This is a genomic window from Microvirga medicaginis, assembly GCF_052658925.1.
In genome coordinates, this window is record NZ_JBQWEL010000026.1 from 43,241 (window position 1) to 65,727 (window position 22,487).

General features: G+C 60.7%; 26 protein-coding genes. 20 read left to right on the top strand and 6 right to left on the bottom strand.

What is annotated here, in order from left to right:
* Positions 1-18: 18 nt before the first annotated feature.
* The 5 genes from ACUXUR_RS23430 (at position 19) to ACUXUR_RS23450 (ending at position 5,817) form a co-directional block, all read left to right on the top strand.
* Positions 19-246 carry a hypothetical protein gene (locus ACUXUR_RS23430; RefSeq protein ID WP_445504764.1) on the top strand — a complete coding sequence of 76 codons (228 nt, stop codon included), beginning with the start codon at positions 19-21 and terminating at the stop codon, positions 244-246.
* Positions 247-291: 45 nt separating this feature from the next.
* Positions 292-912: a class I SAM-dependent methyltransferase gene (locus tag ACUXUR_RS23435; RefSeq protein ID WP_445504765.1), complete on the top strand. Its 621-nt coding sequence runs from the start codon at positions 292-294 to the stop codon at positions 910-912.
* A gap of 356 nt (positions 913-1,268) precedes the next feature.
* Complete coding sequence (locus ACUXUR_RS23440) at positions 1,269-2,150, top strand: FecR domain-containing protein (RefSeq protein ID WP_445504766.1); 882 nt, start codon at positions 1,269-1,271, stop codon at positions 2,148-2,150.
* A 65-nt stretch (positions 2,151-2,215) separates the two neighbouring features.
* Positions 2,216-4,966: an EAL domain-containing protein gene (locus ACUXUR_RS23445; RefSeq protein ID WP_445504767.1), complete on the top strand. Its 2,751-nt coding sequence runs from the start codon at positions 2,216-2,218 to the stop codon at positions 4,964-4,966.
* 101 nt (positions 4,967-5,067) lie between these two features.
* On the top strand, positions 5,068-5,817 hold the full coding sequence (locus ACUXUR_RS23450; protein WP_445504768.1) for an extensin-like domain-containing protein: 750 nt from the start codon (positions 5,068-5,070) through the stop codon (positions 5,815-5,817).
* 143 nt (positions 5,818-5,960) lie between these two features.
* On the opposite strand, the gene ACUXUR_RS23455 is transcribed toward ACUXUR_RS23450, so the two are convergent.
* On the bottom strand, positions 5,961-6,188 hold the full coding sequence (locus tag ACUXUR_RS23455; RefSeq protein WP_047191162.1) for a hypothetical protein: 228 nt from the start codon (positions 6,186-6,188) through the stop codon (positions 5,961-5,963).
* Positions 6,189-6,616: 428 nt separating this feature from the next.
* Here ACUXUR_RS23455 and ACUXUR_RS23460 point away from each other — a divergent pair, with 428 nt between their 5' ends.
* Complete coding sequence (locus tag ACUXUR_RS23460; RefSeq protein ID WP_445504769.1) at positions 6,617-7,423, top strand: DUF1194 domain-containing protein; 807 nt, start codon at positions 6,617-6,619, stop codon at positions 7,421-7,423.
* A 6-nt stretch (positions 7,424-7,429) separates the two neighbouring features.
* On the opposite strand, the gene ACUXUR_RS23465 is transcribed toward ACUXUR_RS23460, so the two are convergent.
* Together ACUXUR_RS23465 and ACUXUR_RS23470 are read right to left on the bottom strand one after the other, a co-directional pair.
* Positions 7,430-8,536, bottom strand: a complete 1,107-nt coding sequence (locus ACUXUR_RS23465) for an extracellular catalytic domain type 1 short-chain-length polyhydroxyalkanoate depolymerase (RefSeq protein ID WP_445504770.1) — start codon at positions 8,534-8,536, stop codon at positions 7,430-7,432.
* Between the two features lie 244 nt (positions 8,537-8,780).
* Positions 8,781-9,020 (bottom strand): hypothetical protein, encoded by a 240-nt coding sequence (locus ACUXUR_RS23470; RefSeq protein WP_445504771.1) that lies wholly within the window; start codon positions 9,018-9,020, stop codon positions 8,781-8,783.
* Positions 9,021-9,265: 245 nt separating this feature from the next.
* Here ACUXUR_RS23470 and ACUXUR_RS23475 point away from each other — a divergent pair, with 245 nt between their 5' ends.
* The 3 genes from ACUXUR_RS23475 to ACUXUR_RS23485 are packed head-to-tail and all read left to right on the top strand — an operon-like array spanning position 9,266 to position 10,316.
* Positions 9,266-9,502, top strand: a complete 237-nt coding sequence (locus tag ACUXUR_RS23475; RefSeq protein ID WP_445504772.1) for a hypothetical protein — start codon at positions 9,266-9,268, stop codon at positions 9,500-9,502.
* Between the two features lie 2 nt (positions 9,503-9,504).
* Positions 9,505-9,807 carry a hypothetical protein gene (locus tag ACUXUR_RS23480; protein WP_445504773.1) on the top strand — a complete coding sequence of 101 codons (303 nt, stop codon included), beginning with the start codon at positions 9,505-9,507 and terminating at the stop codon, positions 9,805-9,807.
* Between the two features lie 5 nt (positions 9,808-9,812).
* Positions 9,813-10,316, top strand: coding sequence for a phage holin family protein (locus ACUXUR_RS23485; RefSeq protein ID WP_445504774.1), 504 nt, complete (start codon positions 9,813-9,815; stop codon positions 10,314-10,316).
* Between the two features lie 61 nt (positions 10,317-10,377).
* On the opposite strand, the gene ACUXUR_RS23490 is transcribed toward ACUXUR_RS23485, so the two are convergent.
* Genes ACUXUR_RS23490 through ACUXUR_RS23500 form a run of 3 tightly spaced genes read right to left on the bottom strand, consistent with a single transcriptional unit; the run spans position 10,378 to position 13,489 of the window.
* Complete coding sequence (locus ACUXUR_RS23490; RefSeq protein ID WP_445504775.1) at positions 10,378-12,258, bottom strand: DEAD/DEAH box helicase; 1,881 nt, start codon at positions 12,256-12,258, stop codon at positions 10,378-10,380.
* A 52-nt stretch (positions 12,259-12,310) separates the two neighbouring features.
* Entirely contained in the window at positions 12,311-12,649 is a 339-nt protein-coding gene (locus ACUXUR_RS23495; RefSeq protein WP_445504776.1) for a hypothetical protein, read from the bottom strand.
* Between the two features lie 60 nt (positions 12,650-12,709).
* Complete coding sequence (locus ACUXUR_RS23500; protein ID WP_445504777.1) at positions 12,710-13,489, bottom strand: IclR family transcriptional regulator; 780 nt, start codon at positions 13,487-13,489, stop codon at positions 12,710-12,712.
* Positions 13,490-13,664: 175 nt separating this feature from the next.
* On the opposite strand from ACUXUR_RS23500, the gene ACUXUR_RS23505 reads away from it, so the two are divergent.
* From ACUXUR_RS23505 to ACUXUR_RS23555, 11 genes are all read left to right on the top strand, one after another.
* Positions 13,665-14,846, top strand: coding sequence for an ABC transporter substrate-binding protein (locus tag ACUXUR_RS23505; protein WP_445504778.1), 1,182 nt, complete (start codon positions 13,665-13,667; stop codon positions 14,844-14,846).
* Positions 14,847-14,939: 93 nt separating this feature from the next.
* Positions 14,940-15,803, top strand: coding sequence for a branched-chain amino acid ABC transporter permease (locus ACUXUR_RS23510; protein ID WP_445504779.1), 864 nt, complete (start codon positions 14,940-14,942; stop codon positions 15,801-15,803).
* Between the two features lie 10 nt (positions 15,804-15,813).
* Positions 15,814-16,806, top strand: coding sequence for a branched-chain amino acid ABC transporter permease (locus ACUXUR_RS23515; protein WP_445504788.1), 993 nt, complete (start codon positions 15,814-15,816; stop codon positions 16,804-16,806).
* Positions 16,803-17,567 carry an ABC transporter ATP-binding protein gene (locus tag ACUXUR_RS23520; protein WP_445504780.1) on the top strand — a complete coding sequence of 255 codons (765 nt, stop codon included), beginning with the start codon at positions 16,803-16,805 and terminating at the stop codon, positions 17,565-17,567. The genes ACUXUR_RS23515 and ACUXUR_RS23520 overlap by 4 nt, the downstream gene beginning before the upstream one ends.
* Positions 17,548-18,264, top strand: a complete 717-nt coding sequence (locus ACUXUR_RS23525; RefSeq protein WP_445504781.1) for an ABC transporter ATP-binding protein — start codon at positions 17,548-17,550, stop codon at positions 18,262-18,264. The genes ACUXUR_RS23520 and ACUXUR_RS23525 overlap by 20 nt, the downstream gene beginning before the upstream one ends.
* 9 nt (positions 18,265-18,273) lie before the next feature.
* Positions 18,274-19,068, top strand: a complete 795-nt coding sequence (pcaD, locus tag ACUXUR_RS23530) for a 3-oxoadipate enol-lactonase (protein ID WP_445504782.1) — start codon at positions 18,274-18,276, stop codon at positions 19,066-19,068.
* A gap of 31 nt (positions 19,069-19,099) precedes the next feature.
* Positions 19,100-19,453 (top strand): 4-carboxymuconolactone decarboxylase, encoded by a 354-nt coding sequence (pcaC, locus tag ACUXUR_RS23535; protein ID WP_445504789.1) that lies wholly within the window; start codon positions 19,100-19,102, stop codon positions 19,451-19,453.
* Between the two features lie 38 nt (positions 19,454-19,491).
* Positions 19,492-20,217 carry a protocatechuate 3,4-dioxygenase subunit beta gene (pcaH, locus tag ACUXUR_RS23540; protein WP_445504783.1) on the top strand — a complete coding sequence of 242 codons (726 nt, stop codon included), beginning with the start codon at positions 19,492-19,494 and terminating at the stop codon, positions 20,215-20,217.
* A complete protein-coding gene (gene pcaG / locus ACUXUR_RS23545) occupies positions 20,217-20,843 on the top strand; it encodes a protocatechuate 3,4-dioxygenase subunit alpha (RefSeq protein ID WP_445504784.1) in 627 nt (208 codons plus the stop codon). The genes pcaH and pcaG overlap by 1 nt, the downstream gene beginning before the upstream one ends.
* Before the next feature lie 11 nt (positions 20,844-20,854).
* Positions 20,855-21,700 (top strand): CoA transferase subunit A, encoded by an 846-nt coding sequence (locus ACUXUR_RS23550; protein ID WP_445504785.1) that lies wholly within the window; start codon positions 20,855-20,857, stop codon positions 21,698-21,700.
* Positions 21,701-21,702: 2 nt separating this feature from the next.
* The coding region (locus ACUXUR_RS23555) for a CoA-transferase subunit beta (protein WP_445504786.1) at positions 21,703-22,487 on the top strand (785 nt) is incomplete at its 3' end.

Sequence of the window (22,487 nt, forward strand, 5' to 3'; positions counted from 1 at the left end):
AGTGCTGGGAGGCATGCCATGACGCAGAACACTGCTTCACTGAACGGCTCGCTGAACTCGCCGTCAGGTTGGATTATGCGAGCCATCATTGAGAGTGCCACCCAATCCATCCGCTATTTCGTTGCGTCGATGAAAGAGGCTGCTGCTCATGAGGGGGATCGCCGGCAGCTCTACGCATGCATGCTGCAGGACATCGGACTCGAACCCTTCGACGCCCATTACGGCTGGCGCGGCTCAGGGCATTAGTGCTCGCGACCCTTTCCAGACGCACCTTCTCACGGAAGAACGAAGATGAGCCTGTATTCTCGCTATATCGGACCCAAGATCGTCAGCTGCCTTTGCGCGATGGAAGACATCACGGCGGAACGGGAGCGGGTTATCCCTCTCGCATGCGGTGTGGTGCTCGAAATCGGCATGGGGCCCGGTCTGAACCTGCCGTTCTACAATCCCCTCAATGTGACGAAGGTCATCGGTGTCGATCCGAATGATGCCTTCCTTCACCTCGGTGAAACGCGGCATCGCAACAGCCCGGTTCCTCTGGAAATCGTCCGTGCCCCGGCCGAGACGCTGCCCTTGGGAGATGCATCGATCGATACGGCCGTGATCACCTACACGCTGTGTTCGGTCGACGATCCCGAGCAGGCGCTCAAGGAGATTAGGCGCGTTCTCAAGCCCGAAGGCAGGGTGCTCTTCCTCGAGCATGGGCTGTCGCCGGAGGAGGATGTGGCGCGCTGGCAGCATCGGCTCAATCCGATCTGGCGATCCCTGGCGGTCGGCTGCAACCTCACGCGGCCGGTAGCGGCACTGCTCCAGCAAGCCGGCTTTTCCATCCAGGACATGGAGGAGTACTATCTGGGTGGGGCTCCGCGCGTGATCGGCTTTCACTGCCGCGGCATCGCTCAGGTCAGCTGACTCTACAAATCCTCCATCCTGTCCTATCTCTTCATTACAGCGCTGATCCGTTGACCGATGCTGTCGAACCGGTCGGTTTTTATTTTGCTCCAGTGCTGAGAATTTCGCGTGCCAACAGTGATAAAGCAGCATGTACAGTGTATTTTGTAAGCTTCCTGTCATTTAATCCGTATCTTCTTACTTACCTTGGGACATGCAGGTATCGTGACGATGCGACTTGCGGGAGCGAGGACGCATTCCGAAGCACTCGCTAGTTGCGGGAATCATAATCGACAGGAATGGCAGTATGTTATATTATTTATTGCCTGGTCAAAGATATTGCATCCTTCCTGCCAATAATGATTGCCGCACCTGCCATGATGCTGATTCCGCTGCGCCGCCTGTTTATCTTTCCCCTTCTTCTGCTCTTGAGTGCAGCTCCCGCACTGGCCGAGGATTGGGTAATTGTTAAGGTCACGGGCGAGGCGTGGATTTCAAACCCGAATGCACCTGTTGCCAGAGCGACGGCTGGAATGAGCGTTCCGGATGGCGCAACTTTCTCGACGAGCGACAATGCCCGCGCTCAACTGGAGCGGGGAGCCGAGAGTATTCTGGTTAGCCCCAATACGGTGATCACGCCGCAATCCTATACATTCTTCGGCACAAGCACGACGATTCAACAGCAGGTGGGCAGGATCGAACTTGAGGTTGAGAGACGCAACGTCAGGCATTTCTCGGTGAAAACCCCGTTTCTGGCAGCCGTCGTGAAAGGAACGCACTTCACGGTCTCCGTGTCCAGGGGCGGCGCGGACGTGCAGGTCGCGCGCGGATTGGTGGAAGTCTCCGATCTCAGGACTGGCGCCTCGGCAGATGTCCGTCCCGGTCAAAAAGCCATTGTCGGCGGGCCGGAAGGACACGGTCTTCGCGTGACTGGCGCAAGCGACACACCAGAGGTCAGAAGGGGACGGTCCCAGAATTCCGATGATGAGAACACCGGAACGAAGGGGCAAGCCGGCAGCAAAGGCAGTTCCGGGTCTACCCGTTCGGACAGTAATGCTGGCGGCAGCAATGGCGGCAAGGGCAGTTCCGGATCCGGCGGTTCAGGCAGTAATGCCGGTGGCAATGCAGGCGGTTCCGGCAACGGCGGTCATAACGGTAACGGCAAGGGCGGTAGCAATGGCAATGGTGGAGGCAGGAGCGACGCAAACTCAGACAACGGACGGGGAGGCGGCTCCTCCGAGGGCAATGGGAAGCGCTAGGGCATTCCACAACGTGGAAGGTTCCCGACAGCCGCGGCTTATCCTCTTTCCCTTGTGAGGGGCACGTGTTCCGACACGCAATCATCATCGGTTCCATCGCTTTCCTTGCAGGCTTGCTTCACAACGGAGGCACCCTCAAGCCCTTGAAGGATGGGCTTACAGAGCTTCGCTTTTCTGCCGCTCACCGAGATCCAACCGGCGGGATCGTACTGGTGGAGATCGATGCCAAGAGCATTGCCGAAATCGGTGAATGGCCGTGGCCCAGGCGCATTCATGCCGATCTGATCCGATCCATCGATCGCTTCGCGCCTTCCGAAATTGCACTCGACATTGATTTCAGCGCGCGGTCGAACGAGGTGGATGACAGCGCACTCGAAGCTGCTTTGCGGGGTGCGAAAAGCTCGGTTATCCTCGCCACGTTCAATCAGCCTGCGTCGTCGGACGCCCAAGATGACCGCACCATCGCCAGCCAGCCGCTTGTGCGTTTTCGGGATCATGCTTGGCTTGCGAGCGTCAATATAGAGCCGGATTCCGACGGGCACGTTCGGCGCTACCCCTATGGCGCCATGATCGATGGGAAGCTTCTGCCGTCGCTTGCCACGCTCTATGGCAGCGTTTCTCCGGGCACCGAGTCGTTCATTATCGATTTCAGCATTTCGGCAAGTGAGATTGATCGCATCTCGGTCATCGATCTTCTGCAAGGGCATATCGAGGCTCAGCGTTTGAGAGGAAAGAGAGTCATCGTCGGTGCTGGCGCGATTGAGCTGCGCGACGTCTTTCAGGTGCCTCACTATGGCCTGATCTCCGGATCGCTTCTCCAGGCGATCAGTGCGGAGACGATCGTGCAGGGACGGGCGCTTGAGGAAACGGGGCAAAAAACCGAATTCGTCGGCTTGATCATGCTGGCGGTTCTGGTTTGGGCGTCAAGACGCTCCAAATGGCACCACGCTCTCACCGCGCTGATCGGCTGCGCCGTTGTGGTGGAAATCTGCGCCTTCGCCCTGCAGGCTTTGCGTGCCGTCAGTCTCGATACCTCGGCTTGGCACGTCGCTGTTCTAGGCTTCATGGCTGTCACGGTCGGACGGGAGATCGACCTGCGTCGTCTTCTCCTCGCACTTTCAAACACAGAGCGTCATAACCTGAAGATTGTGCTCGACCAGGTCGTCTCGGACAATTTCGACGGCATCATCGTGGTCGATGACGAAGGAACCATCCAATCGATCAGCCGCTCCGCAGCACAGATCCTCAAGCCGGGACGCCGCAACTGGATCGGGCTTCCTGTCAAGGAACTGGCACCGGTTGAAATGCTGATGGCAATGAGAGACGCCATCGCCGATTGCGCTCACCGAGAATGGCGCGGAACTGCGCTGCGTGAGCTGCGCCTGCAGGGTGACGGTGCCGACGAGCGGGTGCTCGAATACGTCGTGACTCCCTCGCGTTTGCAGGAGAGTATAGAGGCGACCGATGGCAGACCTGCGGACCGTTTCGTCGTTTGTCTGAGTTTCAGGGATGTCACAGAACGCAGGCGTGCCGAGCAGCGTCTGGAATATCTTGCTCACTATGACACACTGACCGGACTGCCCAACCGCAACCGTTTCACGGAGTGCCTCCACGAAGTACTGAAGGCGAAAACTGCAGGAGCGCCTTCCGGAGCTGTTCTCTATTTCGATCTCGACCGCTTTAAGACCGTCAACGATACCTTCGGGCATGGCACTGGGGACCTTTTGCTGCAGGCCGTAGGTCGTCGAGGACTCGAGCTCGTTCCACTTCCGCATGTTTTTGCACGCTTCGGTGGAGATGAGTTTGCCGTGTTCTGGCGTGAGCCGATCACGAAGGAGAATCTCGAAACCCTTGCGCGGCGCCTGATCGAACAACTCAGCGATCCTTACGATATCACTGGCAATCGTCTGATGATCGGCGTCAGCGTCGGCATTGCAACGATTGATGAAGCGGCAAGCGAGCCCGATCTCGTCATGAAACAGGCAGATGCCGCGCTCCACAGGGCAAAGAAGGCTGGACGCGGGCTTCATTGCTTCTACGAACCGTCGATGGAAGTGGAACTGCGGGCCAGACAAAAGCTGGAGATGGAGCTTTGGGATGCCCTGGCGCGACAGGAATTCCAAGTGGTCTACCAGCCGCAATTCGACCTCGGCAGCCGAAAGCTCGTTGGTGTGGAAGCGCTTTTTCGCTGGCCTCATCCGGAGCGCGGAATGGTGCCGCCCGACGAATTTATCCCTATTGCGGAAGAAGTCGGCATGATGGAAACGCTCGGCGAGTGGGTTCTGTACGAGGCATGCCGCGAGGCCGCTCGGTGGCCCCAGTCTATCAAGCTTTCGGTGAATGTATCGCCAGTCCAATTCACACGTGGCAATTTCGCCATGTCTGTCGCGAAAGTGCTGGCCGATACGGGCCTGCCGGCAGACCGGCTGATGCTTGAGCTCACTGAATCGCTCTTTATTCAGGAAAGCGGTACGGTTCGCAGCGTCATGGCCGAGTTGAAGTGTTCCGGAATTGGATTTGCTCTCGATGATTTCGGAACCGGCTACTCCGCGCTCGGCTATCTGCGGAAATTTCCCATCGAGGCCATCAAGATCGATCGTTCATTCGTTTCCGGAGTTCCGGACGATGTGGAAGCGATGGCAATCGTGCAGACTATTGTTGCCCTGGGCCGAGGCCTTGGAATTCGCCTGATCGCCGAGGGGCTGGAAACATCGGATCAGATCCGCGTGCTCCAGGAAATCGGATGCCAGGAAGGTCAGGGTTACGGTCTGGGTCGCCCCCAGTCGGCCCAAGTCATCATGGCGCTGCTCAGTTAAGGTTCTCAACCGAATTAGAAGACAGGGCTCGACTGCTTCGGCTGCATTATCAGAGCGGCCTGAAGACTCGCTCCCTCCACGTTCTGCCCTAAATCCGCCCTGTGCAGGACGAACCTCTTCCAACGCGTCGGCGTACAAGGCTTCTTCCGACCATTCTCGGGCGGCTCGCCCTCACTGCTGCACTTGGGCTTGCAGTCCTGGCGGGACTGGTCTGGGGCGAAGTCTTTGTCGTCCCGAGACATCTCAATCCGTTCGCGCCCTTGCGGGTGGCGGATGAGGTGAACTGGCTGACGCGGATAAAGCTCTCGCGTCTCGAGAGCAGCGGGACGCAATGCCTTGGAGTGCTGGCGGGGTCGGATGTTTCCTACAGACCCGTTTCGGATCGTGAGAGCAGGGATGGCTGTGGCTTGTCCAGTGCGGTTGAGATGACGGAGGCTTCGCACGCCTTAAGCCGGAGCTTCACGGCTTCATGTCCTCTCGCTGTCGCCTGGGCGCTCTTTGACCGCCACGTCGTCGGACCATCTGCTCGCAGACATCTCGGGCAGGATGTGGTGCGCGTCGTCCATTTCGGCACTTACGCCTGCCGCAACATCAATCACCGCACTGAAGGTCGGCGCAGCGAACATGCGACCGCCAATGCAATCGATCTCGCAGGCTTCGTGCTGGCAGACGGACAGCAGATCACGGTGAGAAGCGACTGGGCGGGAAGTGATCCCCGCCGCGCGGCTTTTCTGCGGGACGTCCGAGATGGCGCCTGCAGGCTCTTCGACGTCGTGCTCAGTCCCGATCACAACGAAGCCCATCGCGATCACTTCCATTTCGACATGGGTATCCATCGCGCATGCCGATGAGAAGAGACCGGCGTCTTATCGCATTTCATGGAAAGCGACCTTGGCTTTTTCAATGACGCGGACCTCCGGGTCACATCAGCCGATGTGCTCCTTCAAGAAGTCAGCATCGGGTTGGTCTCCGCGTCTGGGATCAATCCGATGCTTCAGTTGACGGCGTATGAGGGAGTGTCGCCCATCAGGGCCGCCTTGGCGGCCAGAAGCAGCGCCTCGCCGAGCTCGCGGGCATGCTCGGGCGTCATCGCCACCGGCAGCTGCCGGCGCACGCCGCGCTCGTATTCCTCCGGCGAGGTCGCCATCTCGATCACCATCATCGCATCGCGGCCATCGAGCGTGCCGACCGAGAAGCTGGTGAGCGCGCCGATCAAGTCCATGTCAGGTTTCATTGGTTTTGCCCCTACGGTGTTGTTGGGACAAACCTACTGAAATCTCCATGCCGTGTCTGCTCTCCGGCCAGAGAGTGGATTGTGTTACGTTGCTGAAAAGGCAGGGAAAATCGCCAGCAGGACCCAGACCCTGCGCCATTGTGAAATCACGATACAGCGCGAACGCCACATTAGCGTTTCTTATTCGAAACCTTGATGGCAACCTGCCGTGCCTCGAGCCCTGATTGCCCTTTAAAGGACAAGTTCGTCCCTGAGGCTTCCCGAACCGTTCGTTCGGCAGTGACGGTCTTCGACCGGATGGGTGAACAGGTGCGATTTTTATTCGCGACCCAGCGTATCAAAGTCCAGCTTGGTGCGTTGAGAAAGAGGTAACTTGGGCATTGGTCAACTGACCGAGGGCAGGGGCGGAGGTCATCATGCTTCGTCGTTTCTGGTGTACTCTCGCGTGCCTTATTCTCACCGGCGGTTTTCTCGATGGGGCACCGGCCTCCGCTGAGCCTCCACTCGATTTGGCTCTTGTCATCGCTGTTGACGTGTCTTCCTCGATGGAAGCAGGGGAGCAAGGCCTGCAGCGCTCCGGTTTTGCAGAGGCTTTTCGATCCACGCTTGTCCATGAGGCCATCCAGAACGGCACAGCGGGGCGAATCGCTGTCACCTATGTCGAGTGGTCCGGAGCCAAGGATCAGGTGGTGCTCGTTCCCTGGACGGTCATCGATGGTCCGGAAAAAGCGAATGCCTTCTCCAACTATCTCTCCAGCAAGCCAGTGCGCCAAGCAGGCATGACATCAATCTCCGGAGTAATCGACTTCAGCCGCAATCTGTTCACGGACCTCGGCAAAATCTCCTCGCGCCGCGTGATCGACATCTCGGGGGATGGCCCCAACAACGACGGGCGCAAGGTTGAACTCGCGCGGGATGAGGCAATCGCGGAAGGCATCACGATCAATGGCCTGCCAATCATGTTCGGTCGCGCCTCGAACAGCCCCGAGATGGAGGGGCTGGATGTGTATTATCGGGAATGCGTGATCGGCGGCGTCGGGTCCTTCATGATCCCTCTGCACGACCCGGAGCAATTCGCCATGGTCATCCGCACCAAGATCATGCGCGAGGTCGCCGGACGTGAGAATCCGTCTCCACAAGTCCTTCCGGCGCAGTCGCGCATGAACTGCGTGACTGGCGAAAAGAAAAGCGAAGACGACCTCAGCGTCGAAAAAGATCCGTGAGTGTCCTCAGTTCATGAGGCCGGCGGCCTTCAGCGCCCTTGTAATGACAGCGCCGACATCCGGGATGGAGATAGGCGCTTGCTTCCTGCGCTCCTGCGAAGCAGTGACAGATGGCGAAATCTTTCCGGCTGACATGGGCTTCGACACGGTGCTTGCGGGCTTCTTCGATATACCGCGCCCGGTGAGGCCCCAAAACTTCGCGATGTGATAGCTCGATGAGATCCCGGCCTCGAGCAGGAACGGGCCTGCAGTGCCGTAATTGTTCTCGCCGTCTCCCGTGGCGAGCGGCGTGCCATGGGCCATCCCGGTGATGACGTATTCCTCGACTACGTCATCACCGGAATCGTTTGTCCAGACGCGACGCGGATAACCATCCACGATGTCGTTCCTGCTGGGACCTCTCGAAAGGCCATGGACATTCGTCCATTGCTTGATGATTTCGCCTGCATTGAGGGGCTTCACGGTAGCATCGGCACTGCCATGCCAGACAGAGACCTTGGGCCAAGGCCCGCGATGCGGAGAGGCCCGGCGTACCAAATCGCCCCATTCCTGGGCAGGGCGTGTCTGCCCTTGGAACATGCACTCGAACGCTTCCGAGACACTCGTGGCGCATCGATAGGGGAGGCCCGCAATGATGGCCCCACCAGCGAAGACGTCCGGGTAAGCGGCCAGCATGGTCGCCGTCATGGCGCCGCCTGCCGAAAGACCGGTCACATAAATACGGTCACGGTCGACGCCGTGATCGCGAATGGCGCGCTCCACCATCTGGCGGATCGAGGCGGCTTCGCCCCGGTCGCGTTCAATGTCCCCGGTCTGGAACCAGTTGAAGCAGCGATTCGGGTTATTGGCATCCTGCTGCTCGGGGAAGAGCACGACAAAGCCGTACCGCTCGGCCAGAACCGACCAGCCGGAGCCGTAATCATAGCCCGCAGCACTCTGTGTGCAGCCGTGAAGAACCACGACGAGGGCAGGGGAGGCCTCGAGTTCCGGCGGCGCATAGGTGAACATGCGCAGATTGCCGGGGTTGGGGCCGAAGCTTTGTGTTTCCGTCAGGCGGCTTGGGGCCGTCGCGGAAGGTTCCAGCGAGGCTGCGGTTGCGGCCGAGGCCTTCATCAACCTTTCCCATTGGCTTCGGTAGCGAGCCAATTGGTGAATCATGCTTCCCAAGCGCTGCATCAGGCTTATCCTTCAGGTTTCCGAATGTCAGATAACGCCTTACAGGAGCTCTTGTTGCGATGCAAAAAAGATATTTTGCGATGCAGCAAAAATATCCCGATCGCATAGGATTGTTGCCGCGAGGCGATGCTGGAACGTCAACTAACGTCTCGCGGTGGAGTTCAGAGGGGAGGTCAGCGCTTCAGTTGACGGCGTATGAGGGAGTGTCGCCCATCAGGGCCGCCTTGGCGGCCAGAAGCAGCGCCTCGCCGAGCTCGCGGGCATGCTCGGGCGTCATCGCCACCGGCAGCTGCCGGCGCACGCCGCGCTCGTATTCCTCCGGCGAGGTCGCCATCTCGATCACCATCATCGCATCGCGGCCATCGAGCGTGCCGACCGAGAAGCTGGTGAGCGCGCCGATCAGGTCCATGTCAGGTTTCATTGGTTTTGCCCCTACGGTGTTGTTGGGACAAACCTACTGAAATCTCCATGCCGTGTCTGCTCTCCGGCCAGAGAGTGGATTGTGTTACGTTGCTGAAAAGGCAGGGAAACTTGTTCCCCAAGCCGCGGAGCGTCGGGAGGCTTGGCCATATTGATGAAGATCAAGGCTGCTTGTGCTGGAGCCGGGTAGAAGAACCTTCAGTGGCTCTTTCGGCCCGCCGTCCATCCGTCTTAAGGGAACAGACCATGCCGGATCTCGCAAAACTCGCCGAGGATCTCAAGCGCACCCGGGATGAGATCCGGCTGACAATCCATCTCGGCTCGAAAGAGGTGCAGGACGAATGGTCCGAACTCGAGCAGCGTTGGAGCTCCTTCGAGAGCAGGGCTGAGCTCGACAGGAGCGTCAAGGATGTGGGTGATGCCTTGAGAATCCTCGGCTCCGAGCTGAGGGAGGCCTATGCGCGCCTTCGACAGGCGCTCTGATCATGGCGCGCTCTTCTCATATTCATCATGAGCTTGCCTCTCTTCATGCAGAGCTGAACAAGCCGTCACATGCCGCCACCAAGACGAAGTCGCATTCCGCGAAGCACAACGTGAAAAGCGATCTTGTCGAAGAGGCCGATCCATCCTTCACTGCGGATCTCGAAGAGCAGCTGAAGGAACTGAGCAAGGCTTTGTCCGAGTACACCGGCAGCGCCGAAGATTTTATCGCCGCGCATCCGCTGGCGTCCGTGCTGGGCGCTGTCGTCCTAGGGGTGACGATCGGACGAATGATGGAAAGGGCTTGAAAACCATGATGGACAGCGTCGTCCGCAATCTTCGCGTCCTCTGGCGCGCCGAGTCGATCATTGCCGACATCCGCTTCCGGCAGATGATGACCCGTTCCTCCTTGAGGGGAGCTGCGGCTCTTCTCGGACTTTTCGCGTATTTCATGGGCAATCTCGCCGTGTTCTTCGCGCTCGACCGGACGTTAGGCTCCGTCTGGGCTGCCGCCATCATCGCCCTTGGCAACCTCGTTGTCGCCGTCGTGCTGTTGGTGTTTGCTGAAAAGTCGAAGCCAGGACGGGAGATGGAGCTGGCGCTCGAAGTGCGCAATTCAGCGATCCAGGCACTCGAAGGGGATGCAGAAGCCATTCAGGAACAACTCACGGAACTGCGCGATGAGGTGCGCGGCATGAAGCAAGCCGTCGTGGGTTTCGTGCGGCACCCGATCGACTCCGTTCTGCCGTCGATGCTCGTGCCGCTGGCAGGAGCCGTGATAAAAAACCTTAAAAAATCTGCCGCGAGCGAATCCTGAATTCGTCCGCATCAATAGAAAGAGGCCGGAGCGCTTTCGCGTTCCGGCCTCTTTTGCGTTCTTAGTGGCGCTTATCGGAGGTGCGCTTTTTGTCTTTCGGCTGCTTGTAATCCTTCGGGCTTTTGTGCTCGCGAGGCGGCTTGCCTTCTTGAGTGCGTTTGCCCTCTCGCGGACCTTTGCGCTCCGAAAACTCGCCCCTGTCCTTCGGACCCTTGCGCTCGGAGAATCCGCCTTTCTCCTTTGGACCTTTGTGCTTAGGCCCATCCCAGGACTTTCCGCCATGCGGCGCATCGGCGGGCTCGATGCGGATATCCTCGTCATTGGCCTTGCGCACGGCAGCGGCGAATTTCGGCGCGTGGGACTTGGCGATCTGGAATTTCGATTCCCTGTCGAAGATCTTGATCGAGCCGATCTCCTTCTTCGTCACATGGCCGAGACGGCAGATGATGGGCAAAAGCCAACGGGGATCGGCATTGTTGCGGCGCCCCACGCTCATGCGGAACCACACCATGTCTTCCGACGCGCCGTATGCGCCATCTTCCGAAGCGCCGCGCCCCCATTCTTTTCCACCGCGCGCGCGCTCATCCTGGCGTTCGCGCTTGTCCTTGCGCTGACGCGGCCCACGATCCTCGCCGGGATCGAAAATCTCTTCGGGGGCGGGCAGGCGTGAACGATGGAAGCGCGCCAGGGCATTGGCAATCTCCTCGGCGGATTTCTGCGCGAGCAGGACGCGAGCCATGGCAAGATCTTCTTCCGTCGTCTCTTCGGAGAAGATGGGATCCTGCATCAGGCGCTCGCGATCGAGCGTGCGGATGTCCTCCGCCGAAGGAGGACCGGCCCAGGCCGCGTCGATGCCGGCCATGTCGATCAGGCGCTCGGCCTTGCGACGGCGCGTATAGGGCACGAGCATCACGCACACGCCCTTGCGACCGGCACGGCCCGTACGGCCGCTGCGGTGCAGGAGCGTTTCGTGATCGTTCGGCAAGTCGACGTGAATGACCAGGCCGAGATCGGGCAAGTCGATGCCGCGAGCGGCAACGTCGGTGGCAACGCACACGCGGGCACGTCCATCGCGGAGGGCCTGAAGAGCATGGCTGCGTTCGCTCTGGCTGAGTTCTCCGGAGAGAGCAACAGCGGCGAAGCCGCGTTCCATCAGGCTCGCATGCAAGTGGCGCACGGCCTCACGGGTATGGCAGAACACCATTGCGCCGCGGCTTTCATAGAAGCGCAGCACGTTCACGGTGGCGAGCTCCGTCTCGTTCGGCGCGCAGCGGATGGCACGATACTCGATGTCACCGTGCGGCTCGTTCTCCACCAATGTGTCGATGCGGTGCGCATCGCGTTGATAGCGGCGCGCCAGTGCCACGATGTTCTTCGGCAAGGTGGCGGAGAAGAGCAACGTGCGGCGCTGCTCGGGCGTGGCGTCGAGGATGAACTCGAGATCCTCGCGGAAGCCGAGATCGAGCATCTCATCCGCTTCGTCGAGCACCACGACCTTCATCTTCGATGTATCGAGGCGTCCGCGCTCCAGGTGATCGCGCAGGCGGCCCGGCGTGCCGACGACGATGTGGCAGCCATCTTCCAGGGCCCGCTGCTCGCGGCGCACATCCATGCCGCCGACACACGACACGACACGGGCACCGGCCGGGCCATAGAGCCAGATCAGCTCGCGATGGACCTGAAGCGCCAGCTCACGGGTCGGCGCAATGATGAGCGCCAGCGGTTCGCGCGGCGCACCGAGGCGCTCCGCATCGCCGAGCAGGGTGGAGGCCATGGCCAAGCCATAGGCGACCGTCTTGCCGGAGCCAGTCTGGGCAGACACGAGAAGATCCCGGTCGAGGGCGTCGTCTCCAAGAACGGCGGCCTGGACGGGGGTGGGGTCGTTATAGCCACGATCGGCAAGGGCGCGTTCGAGGCTGGGATTGGTCTTGGGGAAAGGCATGGGAATGGGGCTGAACCGGTTCGAGGGAGCTCAAAGGCTCCGATAAATGTGATCAGCCGGAGGTGGTGCCGTCGTCTATTTCGTCGATGGACACCAGGAAAACGACATCGATGTTGATGCCGTCAGAGTCTTCGTCGTCTTCGACCTCGTCCTCATCCTCTTCGTCCAGAACCTCATAAAACGCATCGATTTCGTCCTCGGATGCGGGTCTGGTTGTCAAGGCAGCTGAGCCGTCCCAAAGGAAGCGGCCCTCGCTCTTAAACGACTTTAAGTCATCTTTAAAGCTCTCGCTCAAAAAGAGCTCCTGGGCCTGCTCCTGATCGGCATTGGTCACGGCAACCGCCTTGCCGGCAATCTCCAGGGTAACCATGGCATGTCCTTCATCGCGCAAGCTGGCCTCTTTGCTAACGCGCATCTGGGCATTTCGATCAATCCGGCAGAGCTTTAAGCTCTACAACGTGTAACGCAGGGCCTCGCTGGCGGATCTCAGGGACGGCAGGAAGCGCTCCTCCATCTCGGAGGCCGGCACGCGTGCAACCTGCGCGCTGATGTTGAGGGCAATGGTGACCTGGCCGTTCTTCTGGACCAGGGGCACGGCAATGGAGCGAAGGCCGAATTCCAACTCCTCGTCGACGAAGGCATAACCTTTCTGGCGTGTCGTCTCCAGCACGGCGCGGAATTCATTCTTGTCCGTGATGGTTTTCGGGGTTCGAGGCTCCAGGCGCACCCGCTCGAGATAGTCCTCGATGGTCTCAGGAGGCTGGTGGGCCAGGATCGCCCGTCCGAGCGACGTGCAATAGGCGGGCAGGCGGCTGCCCACGCCCAAGCCGATGGACATGATGCGGCGTGTGGCCGAGCGGGCGATGTAGACGATATCGTCGCCATCCAGAATGGCCGCGGAGCTCGACTCGCCCGTCTCCTCCGAGATCCGCTCCAGAAAGGGCTGCAGGCGCGTGGCAAGCGCCGTGGAGGAGAGATAGGCATAGCCAAGCCTGAGGATGCGCGGGCTCAAGGAGAAATAGCGCCCATCGAAATCCGCGTAGTTGAGCCGGGTGAGGGTGCGAAGATATCGGCGGGCGGCCGCGCGGGTGATGCCCGTGATCTTGGCCACATCGGACAGGGTCAGGCGGGGCCGGTTGGCATCGAAGGCTTCGATGACCAGAAGGCCTTTCTCAAGGCTCGCGACGAAATCGCGGTCCTCGCCGCTCTGACTGTCGATCTCCTGAGCCATGCTGCTCTCCAAAGAGGGTGTTCGACTCATGTGGACTTGACACCGTGCCCCTGAATCGTCCTTGATGTTCGGTATGGTAATCAATGTTCGCAATGCGCACAAGCTGATAACGCCATAAGCCAAGGGACCGCGATCCACCCAAAGAGATCTGCGGCTCAGAGGGAAGGAAACGAGGATGACAGCAGGCAAGAGAATTCTGGGCGCGGCCATCGGCGCATTGCTGATGAGCTCCGTCTCCGCATACGCCGAGACCGTCAAGGTCGGCATCATCGGCCCGTTCTCGGGTCCGTTCGCCCTGCAGGGAAAGAACTTTCAGGCGGGTGTCGAAGCCTACATGGCGCTGAACGGAAAATCCGTGAAAGGTCATGATGTCGAAGTCATCTATCGCGACCTTCCGGCGGCAAACCCTGCGCAATCCCGCGCCCTGGCGCAGGAACTGGTGGTGAAGGAGAAGGTGCAGTATCTCGGCGGGGTCTACTTCACGCCTGACGCCATGGCGATCACGCCCTTGCTCGCCCAGGCCAACACGCCGCTCGTCATCTTCAACGCGGCGACCTCTGCCATCATGAATACCTCGCCGCTCGTGGTCCGCACGTCGTTCACGACCGCGCAGACGACGACCCCTCTCGGCAAGGTGGCCGTCGATGAAGGGGTCAAGAAGGTCATTTCCGTCGTCAGCGATTACGGCCCCGGCATCGATGCGGAGAATGCGTTCAAGAAGGCTTTCGAGGCAGCCGGCGGCCAGGTGGTCGAAGCCATCCGCATGCCGATGAACACCACCGATTTCAGCCCGATCATGCAGCGCGTGCGTGACTCCGGGGCTGCCGGCGTGTTCGCCTTCCTGCCCTCCGGCCCGCCTACCCTGGGCTTCGTGAAGGCGTTCAACGAGACGGGCCTGAAGAAGGCCGGCATCAAATTCTACGCGCCGGGTGACCTCACGCAGGAATCCGATCTGCCGGCGCTCGGCGAAGCGGCCGAGGGCCTGAAGACCAGCTTCCATTATGCGGTGGCCCATGACAGTCCGGAGAACAAGAAGTTCGTCGAGGCGGCCACCAAGGCCATCGGCTCGGCGGACCAGCTCTCCTTCCCGGCGGTCGGTGCTTATGACGGCATGCACGTCATCTACAAGATGATCGAAGCCACTGACGGCAAGCAGGATGCCAAGAAGGCGGTCGACGCCGTGAAGGGCCTGTCCTGGACCAGCCCCCGCGGGCCGGTGCGCATCGAGCCCGAGACGCGCCACATCACGCAGAACATCTATCTGCGCGAGGTCGCGAAGGGCGCCGACGGAAAGTACTTCAACAAGGAAATCCAGACCTTCCCGGACCAGAAGGATCCCGGTCTCGCCACGCAGTAAGGTGGTGTCGTCTAAGATGGATGCAATCGGTTGGCGATTGCATCCATCGCCTGCCTCTTCAAGCCATCTCGGTGAGCGAGCGGAACACGATCGATGCAGACTATCTTGAGCATTGCGACCGATGCCCTGGCCTTCGGCATGGTGTTGTTCATCATCTGCATCGGCCTGTCGCTCACGATGGGCCTCATGCGGGTCGTCAATCTCGCCCATGGCGCGTTCGCGATGATCGCGGGCTATATCGCATCCTACGCCGCGCGGGATCTTGGGCTCGGCTATGCGGCTGCGATCTTTCTCGCGATCATCGGCACCATCATCATCTCCATTCCGCTCGAGCGTTTTCTCTATCGGCGAATCTATGGCAGCCCTGAATTGACCCAGGTGCTGATGACGATCGGCATCACCTTCTGTGTGATCGGCATCACCAATTATTTCTTCGGCCCGACCCTGAAGACCATTCCTCTGCCTCAAGCCTTGAGTCAGCCGGTGGACATAGGCTTTCGCACCATTGCCGCGCATCGTCTCTTCGTGATCGCCTGCGGCGTGGTCGTTGCTGCCGGTCTGTGGTATCTCATCGAACGCACGAGCTTCGGCATCAAACTGCGGGCAACGGTCGATAATGCCGCCATGAGCGATGCGCTCGGCGTCCGCACCCAGGTTGTCTATGCCGTCAGCTTTGCCATCGCTATCGGCCTTGCCGCCCTCGGCGGCGTGGTCGGCGCGGAGTTCCTGCCGATCGAACCTTATTACGCGCTGCGCTACATGGTGATGTTCCTCGTCGTCGTCTCGGTCGGCGGCGCAGGGTCCATCCTTGGTGCCGTCATCGCGTGTCTCGTGCTGGGACTGGTCGATACGACAGGGCGTTATCTCATGCCTGAATTCGGCAATTTCTTCTTCTATGCCGCGGTGATCCTCATCGTCTGCCTGTTCCCGCGCGGCTTCCTGGGAAGGGCTCAGTAACATGCAGCTCATGGCTCAGGCAGGACCAGTAACGGCAGCTCCCAGGGCGAAGAGCCCGTGGTGGCGCGACGTGATCGGGATCGTGGCGATCATCGCTTTCGGGGCGGTAGGCTATTGGCTGTTCCCCGACAATCTCGCGCTTCTCACCCGGATCATCGCGGTTGCGCTTCTGGTGCTGTCGATCGATCTGATCGTCGGCTATTGCGGCGTGGCTACTCTCGGACAGGCGGCCCTGTTCGGCGCTGGCGCCTATGCGGCAGGCATTGCCTGCGTGAACGGCGTCACGGAGCCGATGACGCTGCTTGCCATCGGCGCGGTTGCAGGCGCTGCGGCCGGGCTTGTTGTGGGTGCGATCATGCTCCGGGCCCACGGGCTCGCGCAGCTCGTCCTCTCTATCGCCATCGTGCAGCTCTTTCATGAAGCCGCGAACAAAGCCTCCGCTTACACGGGCGGCAGCGATGGATTGGCGGGGCTGATGGTGAGCCCGCTCTTCGGGATCTTCGAATTCGATTTGTGGGGCAAGACGGCTTATGTCATGGGCCTTGCCCTTCTGCTCATCGTCTTCGTCGCGTTGAAATTCATCGTCGCGTCGCCCTTCGGCATGTTGTGCCGCGGTATCAAGCAGGATCCGGTGCGCATCCGTGCCATGGGAGCCTTCGTGTTCCCGGTGCTTCTGAAGATGTTCGTGATCTCGGGGGCGGTGGCCGGCATCGGCGGAGCTCTTGCCGCCATCTCCACGCAGGTCGTCGGCCTCGACAGCGTCAGCTTCGAGCTCTCGGCCAATGCGCTCGTCATGCTGGTTCTCGGTGGCCTTGGCACACTCTATGGCGCGCTGATCGGAACCGTGATCTTCATGGGCTTCGAGCATGTAGTCTCCGCCATCAACCCGTTCCACTGGATGACGATGGTGGGTGCGCTGCTGATCGCCGTTGTGCTGGCTGCTCCCGGAGGCTTGAGCAGCCTGGTCGAAAGGTTCTCCGGATCGAGGGAAGGGAAGGCATGAGCGATCTCTTCCGCGTCGAGAACCTGTCAAAGTCCTTCGGCGGCCTGGCGGTGAGCCGCGACATCTCACTGTCGATGCCAGCGGGCGAGCGCCTGGCTCTCATCGGCCCGAACGGTGCCGGCAAGACCACTTTCGTCAATCTGGTCACAGGCCAGCTCAAGCCCAGCGCCGGACGCGTCGTTCTCCATGGGGAGGACGTGACGCAAGTTGGCGCCGTGCAGCGTGTGCGAAAGGGGCTGGTGCGGACCTTCCAGGTCACGCGACTCTTCTCGGAACTGACGCCCGAGGAGCATGTCACTCTCACCGTGCTGCAGCGGGAAGGAAGGGCCACGCGGATCCTGAGCCGTTTTCGCGGCAATTCCACTGTCGCTGATGAGGTGCATGATATTCTGGGCACCCTCGGCCTGCTCGAGGTCGCGCGCCGGAAGGTCGGCGAGATCGCCTATGGCCAGCAGCGCCTGCTGGAAATCGCCATTGCGCTCGCCCTCAGGCCGAAAGTGCTCCTGCTCGACGAGCCTGCTGCCGGCGTGCCCTCCATCGACACACCGCGCATCGAGCAGGCGCTGGAGCGGCTTCCGCCGAGCCTCGCCGTGCTCATGATCGAGCACGACATGGATCTGGTGTTCCGCTTCGCCAAGCGCGTGGTGGTGCTGGCGGCGGGCGAGATTATCTTCGAAGGATTGCCGTCGGATGTCGCTGCCGATCCGAAGGTGCGCGAAGCCTATTTGGGGAATTATGCCAATGCCCGCAGCGTCGCTTGACGTCAAAAACCTGAGCGCGGGTTATGGCCCGACCATCGTGCTGGAGGACGTGTCCTTTTCCGTGCCGCCCGGCGCGCGTCTGTCGATCCTCGGCCGCAATGGAATGGGCAAGACCACCTTGCTCTCGACGCTCATGGGCCTGAACCGCCGCTATGGCGGGGAGATCCTGGTCGGCGGCAAGGATCTGTCGTCCTTGAAAAGCTCCGAGCGCGCCAGGCAGGGCATCGGCCTCGTGCCGCAGACGCGCGACATATTCCGCTCGCTGACTGTGGAGGAAAACCTGATCGTCGGCATCAAGGACCGCCCGCGCAGCGTCATCCATGAGGCCTACGACATGTTCCCGCGTCTCTTCGAGCGCCGGAGCAATCTCGGCTGGCAATTGTCCGGCGGCGAGCAGCAGATGCTCTCCACGGCCCGCACGATCTTGGGGCGTCCCTCCGTGCTGCTCCTCGACGAACCGCTCGAAGGCCTGGCGCCGGTGATCTGCGAGGAGCTGATGGCGGCCTTCACGCGCTTGGCTTCGAGCGGCGAGATGACGATCCTGCTCGTGGAACAGCGCCTGGAGAGCGCGCTCGATTTTGCCGAATCCGTGCTGATCCTGGAGCGAGGCCGCATCGTCTGGCAGGGCACGAGCGAGGCTCTGCGGGCCGATTCCGGCTTGGTCGAACACTATATCGGCGTCGGCTCGCTGCATTGAGGTCAAGGCATGGCATTCATTCGTGCAAACGGCATCGTTCTTCACCATCAGGTCACCGGAGGGCCTGATGGCCCCACGCTTGTCTTCAACAACTCGCTCGGCAGCGATTTCCGCATCTGGCAGGACATCGCGTCCGCCTTAGCCGACCGTTTCCGTGTTGTTCTCTACGACAAGCGCGGACACGGCCTCTCCGATGCGCCGCCTGCGCCCTACACAATCGACGATCATACGGACGACCTCTTCGCGCTGCTCGATCACCTTAAGGTCGACAGCGCAGCCCTGGTCGGCCTCTCCGTCGGCGGCATGATTGCGCAACGTGCGGCTGTCCGTGCGCCTCAAAGGGTGAAGGCGCTGGTGCTCTGCTGCACGGCGGCGAGGATCGGTACGCCGGAGCTTTGGGCTGAGCGGATTTCCGCCGTCGAAAAAGGTGGCATCGGGCCCATCGTCGAAAACGTTCTGCAACGCTGGTTCACGCCGGCATTTCGTGAGATGCGCAAGGACGACGTCGCCGGCTGGCGCAACATGCTGGTCCGCATGCCCACCCACGGTTATGCCGGAACCTGCGCGGCCATCCGCGATGCCGATCTGACATCCGATGCAGGCAGGATCGACGTTCCTACCCTCTGTGTCGCGGGTGATCAGGATGGTTCCACGCCGGCCGATGTGGTGCGCAATACCGCAAGCCTCATTCCCGGCGCACGCTTCGAGCTGATCGACGGGTGTGGGCACATTCCCTGTGTCGAGAAGCCGGCTGTTCTCACATGGCTCATTCAACAGCATCTTCAGGAGGCAGGCCTTGTCTGATCAATCTCAGAGCGACCGCTACAAGGCGGGCATGGCGGTTCGCCGTCAGGTTCTCGGCGATGCGCATGTGGACCGTGCCAGCGCCCAGATGACCGAGTTCGACGCGGATTTTCAAACCTTCATCACCGAAGGGGCCTGGGGTTCCGTGTGGGCGCGGCCCCATTTCACCAAGCGCGAGCGCTCCATCGTCACGATCGCGTTGCTGGCGGCGCTGGGGCATGACGAGGAAGTCGCCATGCATGTGCGCGCCACGCACAACACCGGCGCGACCAAGGATGATATTCGCGAAGCTCTCTTGCATGTGGCGGTCTATGCGGGCGTCCCCGCCGCCAATCACGCCTTCAAGGTCGTGAAGAGAGCTTATGAGGAAACGGAAAAAGCTTAAAACACACAACAATAACGGCTTCTGCAGGGAGAGCAGTCATGTCGGACGACGGATCATTCTATCAGCGGGACAGAAGCTGGCACCCGCCGGCTTTCACGCCTCAATACAAGACCTCCATCCTGCGCTCCCCGCAATATCCGCTGCTCTCGCTCGACAACACGATCTCGGAGATGACGGGACCGGTCTTCGGTCACGACAAGCTCGGCCCGCTCGATAACGATCTGATCCGCAACTACGCCAAGACCGGAGACCCGATCGGCCAGCGCATCATCGTCTATGGCCGCGTGCTGGATGAGAACGCCCGCCCGGTGCCCGGCGCTCTCGTGGAGTTCTGGCAGGCCAATGCAGGCGGGCGCTACCGCCACAAGAAGGAAACCTATCTTGCTCCCCTCGATCCCAATTTCGGCGGCTGCGGACGCGTGATCACGGACGAGGAAGGGCGCTACTGGTTTCGCACCATCAAGCCCGGCGCCTATCCGTGGCCGAACGGCGTCAACGATTGGCGGCCGGCCCACATCCATTTCTCGATCTTCGGCCACGCCTTCGCGCAGCGCCTCATCACGCAGATGTATTTCGAGGGCGATCCGATGATCTGGCAATGCCCCATCGTCTCGACGATCCCGGACAGGCGAGCCGTCGAACAGCTGATTGCGGCGCTCGACCGCGAGAACACGCTGCCCATGGACGCGCTGGCCTATAAATTCGACATTGTCCTGCGCGGCCGCCGCTCGACCCTGTTTGAAAACCGCATGGAGGGGAACTGATGGTTCAGAAGCTCGACAGGTTGAAAGAATCTCCCTCCCAGACGGCGGGGCCTTACGTCCATATCGGCGCCACGCCGAACTGGGTCGAGATCACCGGCGTGTGGAACGAGGATCTCGGCCTCGTTCTCGTGGGGCCTGAGACGACAGGAGAGCGCATCATCGTCAAGGGTCGCGTCTTCGATGGCAGCGGGACGCCATTGAAGGACGCGCTCATCGAGATCTGGCAGGCGGATGCCCAAGGGCTCTACAACAGCCCGCAGGAAAAGCGCGGCCAAGCCGACCCGCATTTTTCCGGATGGGGACGCCAGCCGACCGACGGCACGACGGGCGAGTTCAAGTTCGAGACGATCAAGCCGGGCCGCGTGCCCTACAAGGACGGTCGCCTCATGGCGCCGCACATCACGTTCTGGATCGTCGCACGCGGCATCAATATCGGCCTCCATACCCGCATGTATTTCTCCGATGAGGAAAAGGCCAATGCGGAATGCCCCGTTCTGGCACGCATCGAACACAAGGTGAGGGTGCCGACCCTCATCGCTTCGCGCAGCGAGGAGAACGGCATGCCTGCCTATACCTTCGACATCCATCTGCAGGGTGAGAAGGAAACCGTGTTTTTCGATATCTGATTGTGAGCAGCATGGCCAAGTTTCAAAGCCTTCACGACGCTGTCAGGGACAACCTCAAGGATGGGGATACCGCCGCCTTCGAGGGGTTCACCCATCTCATTCCTCACGCGGCCGCCCATGAGGCGATCCGCCAGGGGCGCAAGGATCTCACGCTGATCCGCATGACGCCGGACATCATCTACGACCAGATGATCGGCATGGGCCTCGTGAAGAAAGTTGTCTTTTCTTACGCCGGCAATCCGGGCGTCGGTCTGTTGCGCCGCATGCGCGATGCCATCGAGAACGGCTGGCCGCGCTCCATCGAGACGGTGGAGCATAGTCACGCGGCCATGGCGAATGCCTATGAAGCGGGAGCTGCCGGACTGCCTTGCGCCATTTTTCGTGGTTATCGCGGCGCGGGCCTCAAGGACGTGAATCCGGAAATCAAGAGCATCACCTGTCCGTTTACGGGCGAGGAGCTCGCTGCTGTGCCTGCGCATCGTCCCGATGTCGCTTTCATCCATGCGCAGAAGGCGAGCAGGCGCGGCGATGTGCTGGTCGAGGGCATCATCGGCGTGCAGAAGGAGGCGGTGCTGGCCTCCAGGCGAGCCGTGGTGACGGTGGAGGAGATCGTGGACGATTTCGACGATCTGCATCCGAACCTCTGCGTGCTGCCTCATTGGACGATCACGTCCATCGCCCATGTGCCGGGAGGAGCGCACCCCTCCTACACCCATGGTTACTACGAGCGCGACAACGCGGCCTATCTCGAATGGGACAAGGTGTCCGCCGACCGTGATCTCTTCATGACATGGATGAGGAAGAATGTTCTCGAGGCAGGTCCCGAAGCCTTTGCCGAGCGCGTGAAAGGGCTGTGAGCATGACAACGATCTCCGATTTCACGCCGAATGAGATGATGACGATTGCCGCGGCACGCGCTCTGTCCAATGACGATGTGTGCTTCGTCGGTATTGGTGCCCCTTCGGCGGCCTGCAACGTGGCCCGTCTCACCCATGCACCGGACATCACCCTGATCTATGAAAGCGGCACCATCGGCACCGCGCCGAATGTGCTGCCGTTGTCCATCGGTGACGGTGAGCTGTGCGAGACGGCGCTCACCACCGTCTCAGTGCCGGAAATGTTCCGCTACTGGCTGCAAGGCGGACGCATCTCCATCGGTTTTCTGGGAGCCGCTCAGCTCGACCGCTTCGGCAATATCAACACCACCGTGATCGGTGACTATCACAAGCCCAAGGTGCGCCTGCCCGGCGGCGGCGGCGCGCCCGAGATCGCGTCCTCCTGTGGGCAAGTGTTCATTACCATGAAGCAGGCCACGCGCGGCATGGTGGAAAAGATCGATTTCTACACCTCCTTCGGTCATGGCGAGGGCGGCGATCACCGCCAGCGTCTCGGCATCACCACCAAGGGACCGACTCTCCTGATCACCGATCTCGCGCTCTGGAAGCCCGATCCGGAGACCAAGGAATTCACCGTGGTGTCGATGCATCCCGGCGTAACGCGGGAACACGTGCAGGACACGTGCGGCTGGAAGGTGCGCTTTTCTGATCAGCTCGAAGAGACGCGGCCGCCCACCGAACTCGAGCTCACCACCTTGCGCGAGCTTCAAGCACGAACCGAGCGGGCCCATGGCGGCAAGAAGGGAAA